This is a genomic window from Streptomyces sp. NRRL B-24085 (genome assembly GCF_001282115.1).
Taxonomy (GTDB): Bacteria; Actinomycetota; Actinomycetes; order Streptomycetales; family Streptomycetaceae; genus Streptomyces.
In genome coordinates this window covers 1-6,770 of record NZ_LJBR01000352.1, presented here as the reverse complement: position 1 = coordinate 6,770, position 6,770 = coordinate 1, and the positions used below count along the sequence as shown (strand labels likewise).

Below are 6,770 nucleotides of genomic sequence, written 5' to 3'. Positions count from 1 at the left end.
TGGGGGCGCGTGGTGGGGGCGGCTTCGGCGGGGCGGCCGGGCAGGCCGGTGTGGCGGCGGTCGAGTTCCTCGGGGATGTTCTCCACCGCCACGTCGACGGTGGTGACGCCGGGCAGCTCTGCCAGCCGTTCCCGCCACGTCCCGGCCGCGGTCACGTCTACGGCGGGCAGGGCACCCAGCGCCTCGCTGTCGACGCTGCCGTCCTCGCCGCGGGGCAGGACGTTGACCGCCGTGACGCGGAAGGAGCCGTGGCCCTCGCGCTCCAAGAGCTCCTCGACGCGTTCGGCGGCGTCCGACCGCCCGGGCACGACGTACAGGCGGGCGGGGGCGTCGCCGTGGCCGGGCAGCACGTGGGCGTCGCGGATGCCCGGCACGGACCGCGCCGCTTCCACCAGGCCCGCTGCGTCGGCCGTGGCCGGGGCAGGGGTGCGCGCGCCGAGCGCGGGCAACTGCCCGAGGCGGACGCCCGGGTCGGTGCTCACCGTGCGCAGGACGTCGTGCAGCGCGCGGGCGAACGCGTCGGCCGTTGCCGCGTCGTACAGGTCGGTGGCGTACTCGACGTGCAGTGTCAGCCCGCCGGGGGCGCCGGTGGCGTCGTGGCGCTGAAGGACGTCCACGAACAGGTCGAACTTGGCGGTGCCGGTGGCGGTGGGCCGCAATTGGGTGCGGGTGCCGTCGAGTTCGAGGACGGCGGGCGTGTTGTTCTGCAGGGCCAGCATCACCTGGAACAAGGGGTGCCTGCCGGGCGTGCGGGGCGGGTTGAGGTCCTCCACCAGCCGGTCGAAGGGCAGGTCCTGGTGGTCCAGGGCGGCCAGGTCGGCGGTGCGCAGCCGGGCGAGGAGGTCCCCGAAGGCGGGGTCGCCGGAGGTGTCGGCGCGCAGCACCAGGGTGTTGGTGATCAGACCGATCAGGGGGTCGAGGCCGGGTTCGGTGCGGCCGGCGACGGGGGTGCCGAGGACGATGTCCTCGCCGGCGCCGCAGCGGGTGAGCAGGGCGCTGACGGCGGCGTGCAGCACCATGAACAGGCTGGCGCCCTCGCGGTCGGCCAGGCGCAGCAGCGCACGGTGCAGATCGGTGCCGACGGCGACTTCGACGTGCGCACCCTTCCCGCGCGGTGCGGTGGAACGCGGCCGGTCGCCGGGCAGGGTGCACTCCTCGGGCACGCCGTCCAGCGCGGTGCGCCAGTGGGCGGTGAGCCGCTCCAGGCGGCCCGGGCCGTCGGGCCCGGGCGCGAGCAGGGCACGCTGCCACAGCGCGTAGTCGGCGTACTGCACCGTCAGCGGCGTCCACTGCGGTGCCCGGCCCTCCCGGCGGGCCGCGTAGGCGGCGGACAGGTCGGCGGCGAAGGGGGCCAGCGACCAGCCGTCGGCGGCGCTGTGGTGCAGCACGAACAGCAGGACCTGGTCGCTGCCGGTCCCCAACAGCCAGGCCGCCAGGGGGCTTTCCGCGGTCAGGTCGAAGCGGCGGCGCGAAGCGGCCCGTACGTGGGCGGCGATCTCCGCGGCGGGGCAGTCTACGCGCCGCAGCACCGGAGCCAGCTCTCCGGGCGCCAGGATGCGCTGGCAGGCCACCCCGTCCTGTTCGGCGATCACCGTGCGCAGGATCTCGTGCCGGTCGGCCAGGTCCCCGAGCGCGGCCTGGAGCGCCTCGCTGTCCAGATCGGCGCCGACGGGGACGACGAGCGGGATGTGGTAGGTGGCGGCGCCCTCGTCGAGCCGGTTCAGGAACCACATGCGTTCCTGCGCGAAGGACAGCGGCACCCGCCGCGGGCGGGCGACAGCGCCGAGGACGGGCCGGGGCGGGGTGCCTTGCGTGCCCGCGGCCAGGCGTTCGGCGAGCGCGGCCGGGGTCGGCGTCTCGAACAGGGCGGTGATGGGGATCTCCGCACCGGTCCGCTGCCGCAGCCGGGCCAGCAGCCGGGTGGCGAGCAGCGAGTCGCCGCCCAGGTCGAAGAAGCCGGCGTCCACCCCGACGGACTCGCGCGGCAGGTTCAGCACGTCCTCGAACAGGGCGCACACCAGGCTCTGCTGCGGTGTCGCGGGCCGGGTGCCGGACGCGGCGGCGGTGAAGTCGGGGTCGGGCAGGGCCTGCACGTCGAGCTTGCCGTTGGCGGTCAGCGGCAGGGCGTCCACCAGGACGCAGGCGGCCGGGACCATGTGCTCGGGCAGGTGCGCGGCGGCATGGGTGCGCAGGCCGGCGGGGTCCGCGGGGGCGTCACCGGAGGGGACGGTGTAGGCGACCAGGTGCAGGGCGCCGCTGTCGGCGCGGCGGGGCACGACGGCGGCGCGGGCGACACCGGGGTGGGCGGCAAGGACGGCCTCGATCTCGCCGGGCTCGACGCGGAAGCCGCGCAACTGTATCTGGGCGTCGGCACGGCCCATGTAGTCGAGGGTGCCGTCGGGGCGGCGCCGGGCCAGGTCGCCCGAGCGGTACATGCGGGTGCCGGGCGGGCCGTAGGGGTCGTCGAGGAAGCGTGCCGCGGTCTGCTCGGGGCGGTTCAGGTAACCGGGGGCGACGCCGGCGCCGGAGACATACATCTCCCCCGTCGCGCCGGGCGGCACCGGGCGTCCCTCGGCGTCCAGCAGATGCACCCGCAGGTCGGCGAGCGGCCGGCCGATGACGCTGACGCGTCGCGGGTCCTCCAGGTCGGCCTCGGTGAGGCGGTGGTGGGTGACGTGCACGGTGGTCTCGGTGATGCCGTACATGTTCACCAGGGCCGGGCGGTCGAGGCCGTGCCGTTCGGCCCAGGGACGCAGCCGCGCCGGGCGCAGGGCCTCCCCGCCGAAGACGACGTAGCGCAACGCCCCGCTGCCGCGGCCGTGTTCGAGGTCGGCGTCGACGAGCTGCTCGAACGCGGACGGCGTCTGGTTGAGGACGGTCACGCCCTCGCGGTGCAGCAGGTCGAGGAAGTCGCGCGGCGAGCGGCTGACGGCGTAGGGCACGACGACGATCCGGCCGCCGTGCAGCAGGGCGCCCCACATCTCCCAGACGGAGAAGTCGAAGGCGTAGGAGTGGAACAGCGTCCACACGTCGTCGGCCCGGAAGTCGAAGTGCTCGGCCGCGGCGGCGAAGAGGCGTACGACGTTGGCGTGCGGCACGGGTACGCCCTTGGGGCGGCCGGTGGAGCCGGAGGTGTGGATGATGTACGCGGTGTCGGACGGGCTGAGCGGGCCGTGCCGTTCGGCGTCGGTCAGGTCGGTGCCGGGGCGGCGGGCGAGATCCGCGGCCACCTGGGGGTCGTCCAGCAGGAGGGCGGGGACGGCGTCCTGGACGAGGTGGGCGTGGGCGTGTTCGGTGACGAGGACGACGGGGGCCGCGTCCTCCACGACCAGCCGCAGCCGTGCGGCCGGCTGACCGGGGTCCAGGGGCAGGTAGGCGGCGCCGGTCTTGAGGACGGCCAGCAGGGCGGGCAGCAGCCGGATGCCGCGCTCCAGGGCGAGCGCCACGACCCGTCCGGGGCCCGCGCCGTGCTCGGTCAGCAGCCGGGCGATCCGGTTGGCCTCGGCGTTGAGACCGGCGTAGGTGAGCCGTTCGTCCCCGTGGCTGACGGCCGTGCGCTCGGGCCCGGCCGCCGCCCGCTCCTCGAACAGCTCCGTGAGGGTCCGCTCGACCGGATACGTGTGCGCGGGTGTGTCGCGGGGGTGTTCGCCCGGCAGCAGGAGGTCCAGATCGCCCAGCGGCGTCTCCGGTTCCGCTCCGGCCAGTTGGCGCAGCAGGGTGAGGAACCGGTCGCGGTGCAGCGCGAGTTCGTCCTCCTCGTACAGGGCGGGGTTGGCGTCGAAGGCCAGCCACAGTCCGCCTCCGCGGGGCCCGGGGCGCACCGAGACCTGGAGGTCGTCGACGGCGCCGCCGGACAGGTGGTGCCAGGTGGTGGGGTGCCCGCCGAAGACGGGGGACTCGTCGAACGGGACGATGTTCAGCACCGGTCCGTACAGGCGGCGTCCGGTGCCGAGCAGGCCCAGGTCGCGGCGGAGGGACTCGCCGCGGTAGCGCTGGTGGCTGCGCAGGGCCCGGAGTTCGTCGGCGACGGCCCGGGCCAACTCCGCGACGCTCGTCGCGTGTTCGGCTGCCACGCGCAGCGGCAGGACGTCGGAGGCGGTGCCGGGGGTGCGCAGCGCGGCGCTGCCCAGCCGGCTCATCGTGGCCATGCCCAGCACCAGGTCGCGGGCCCCGGTCATCCGGTGCAGGTAGGCGGCGGTCGCCGCGGTCAGCAGGTCGGTGCGCTGGACCCCGAGGCGGGCGGCCGCGGTGTCCAGGGCAGCCGTCTCGGCGGGCGTCAACTCGGCGGTGCGGCGCAGGAAGGGCGCGGCGGGCGGCGCCGTGCGGGAGGTGAGCCGGGCCGGCTCGGGCAGGCCGGCCAGGCGCTGCGCCCAGTGGTCATGGTCGCGGGCGAAGCGCTCGGAGGCGACGTAGGCCGCCTCCTCCTCCTGGAGCCGGCGCACCGGCGCGAAGGCACAGGGCTCCGGTTCCCGGCCTTCGGCAAGCGCGTTGTAGGTCTCGGCGAGGCGGCGCCCCAGGAGCTTGTAGCTGTAGCCGTCCAGGAGCAGGTGATGGGCCCTCAGCAGCCACAGGTGCCGGTCGTCGGCGAGGGTCAGCAGGGTATGCGCGAACAGGGGGCCCTTCTCCGGGTCCACCGGGGTCGCGAGGTCGGCGCGGACGTACTCCCACGCGGCGGCCTCCGGATCGGCGGCGCCGCTGACGTCGGCCCGGTTCAGACTCCAGTCGTCCGCGTCCGGTGCCGGGTGGCAGCGGGGGCCGTCGTCGGTGTCGGCGAACCGCAGGGCGAAGGTGTCGGCCTCGGCGACGACGCGCCGCAGCGCGCTCTCGAACAGGGCGGTGTCCAGGGGCCCGTGGATCTCCACGGCCTCCGCGGTGTTGTACGCGGCACTGTCCGGTGCGAGCCGTCCGGCGTACCAGAGGCCCTCCTGGGCTCCGGACAGCGGTCGACGTGCGTCCTCCTGGAGTGACATAGCGCAACCCTCACGTGGCAAGCCGAAGATGTCCCGGACGGCGAAGGCCCGGCCGGATCGGACGGGTGCGGCCACCCCGTGTCGCACGCCTGACGTACGCCAGGCGCGACCCTCGGGGAGCAACTGAGGCCGCACACCGAGGACAGGGCGATCACGCCGTCTGCCCCGGTTTCACGGCACAGCACGTTGAGGCACCCGCGCAGGCCAGGTCAAGGCGAACCGGTCCGGCGGCCGTCGTTCCAGGGATTTCCCTGAAATCCACGGGACCGGGGAGTGCGAGCCGCGGCTCAACTTCTAGGGAAATCACGCGACTTCCCCGCACGCCGCGCTCCGGGCTGGATTCGGCCGCGCTCCTCCGTGCACCCTCGAAAGGCCCCCGACCTCCCCGCGGACCACCGCGGCGGCATACCTGTCCCGGGGCCGTGGACTTCCGGAACGAACGACGGAAAGAAGGCTGACGGCATGCACCGTGCGCTGTGTCCGGTCGAGACGCTCTACGTGGGCCAGAGAAGCAGGGCGGTGCTGTCCTGCACCCTGCGCGGACCGGTGGACGTCGCGGCACTGTCGGCCGCGTTCGACGCCACGACCGAGGCGAACCCGCCGCTGCGCTCGCGCATCGAACAGGACGGCTCCGGGCACGTGTTGCGTGTCCTGGACGCCGACGAGCGGCCCCGGCTGATCACCCGGACCGGCGACGCGGACGATGCCTACGCGGCGGAGCTGAACAGGCCGCTGCCGCTCGGAGGCCCCCTCAGCCGTGCCGTCCTGGTCAGCGCGCCGGACGGGGACAACCATCTGTCCGTGCTGGTGATCGACCACACCATCACCGACGGCCACAGCAGCATCGCGCTGCACAACGCCCTGTGGGACCGCTACCGGCAGTCGGTCGAGGGGAGCACCGGCGAGAGCGCCGATCCGGAGGACCCCCGCTGGCCGGAGCCGGTGAGCCGTCTGCTGCCCCCGGTCGACGACGCCGACACGGCGAAGTACCTCGACAGCCGCTTGGAGGAGATACGGCGCCACCCGGTCGAACTGGTCCCCTACGACGCCGTCCCCGGCGAAGGGGCCGACGCCGGCGGGCACATCGAGGTCCGCAGGCTGACCCTGGACGCGGACCTCACCGCACGGCTGCGCCGGACGGCGCGGGCCTCGGGCGTCTCGGTGCACGCGCTGATCTCCGCGACCCTTCTGGCGACGGCGCGACGGCGGCTGCCGGGGGACGAAGGACCCCGCACGCTCGGCTGCCTCTCCCCCGTCGACCTGCGCTCGCGGCTGTCCCCGCCGTTGCCCGCCTCCGCCCTGGTCCCCGCGGTCACCACCCACCTGCAGACCCTCGAGGTGTCCGCGGCCTCCCAGCCGCTGGAGGTGGCCCGTGCCGTGCACGCCCGCCTCGGCGACTTCCTCTCCCGCGGCGACCACGTGCACGAGATGCGCATCACGCCGGAGATCCCCCGCAATCCCGCCCTGCAACTGGCCACGGTGATCGCCACCAACATGGGCGTGGTCCCGGGCCCTCGACTGCCCGACGGCCTGCGGGCCGTCGACGTACGACTGGTCCCGGGCCGCGAGAACTACTTCCCGCAGGCGGGTCGCAGCCCCGTCATGGCCTGCGTCGTCTCCTTCGAGGGCCGGCTCAGCATCGAGTTCCCGCACTCGACCGCCTGCTACAGCCCGGACTTCATGAGGGCGTTCCGCGACGAGGTGCGGGCCGGGCTCCTGGCCTTCACGGACGCCGCCGAACCCGGGCACGCCCTGGCCGCCACCGGCTGAGCACGACCGCCCGTCCGCCCTCTCCCACCC

At 74.7% G+C, this 6,770-nt stretch carries 2 protein-coding genes; one reads left to right on the top strand and one right to left on the bottom strand.

Annotation, left to right across the window (positions count from 1 at the left end; translation table 11 throughout):
* On the bottom strand, nt 1-4,970 hold a 4,970-nt coding region (locus AOJ26_RS32110; protein WP_159044443.1), incomplete at its 3' end, for a non-ribosomal peptide synthetase.
* A 462-nt stretch (nt 4,971-5,432) separates the two neighbouring features.
* Here AOJ26_RS32110 and AOJ26_RS32105 point away from each other — a divergent pair.
* Nucleotides 5,433-6,740 (top strand): phthiocerol/phthiodiolone dimycocerosyl transferase family protein, encoded by a 1,308-nt coding sequence (locus tag AOJ26_RS32105; protein WP_053851884.1) that lies wholly within the window; start codon nt 5,433-5,435, stop codon nt 6,738-6,740.
* Nucleotides 6,741-6,770: the final 30 nt, after the last annotated feature.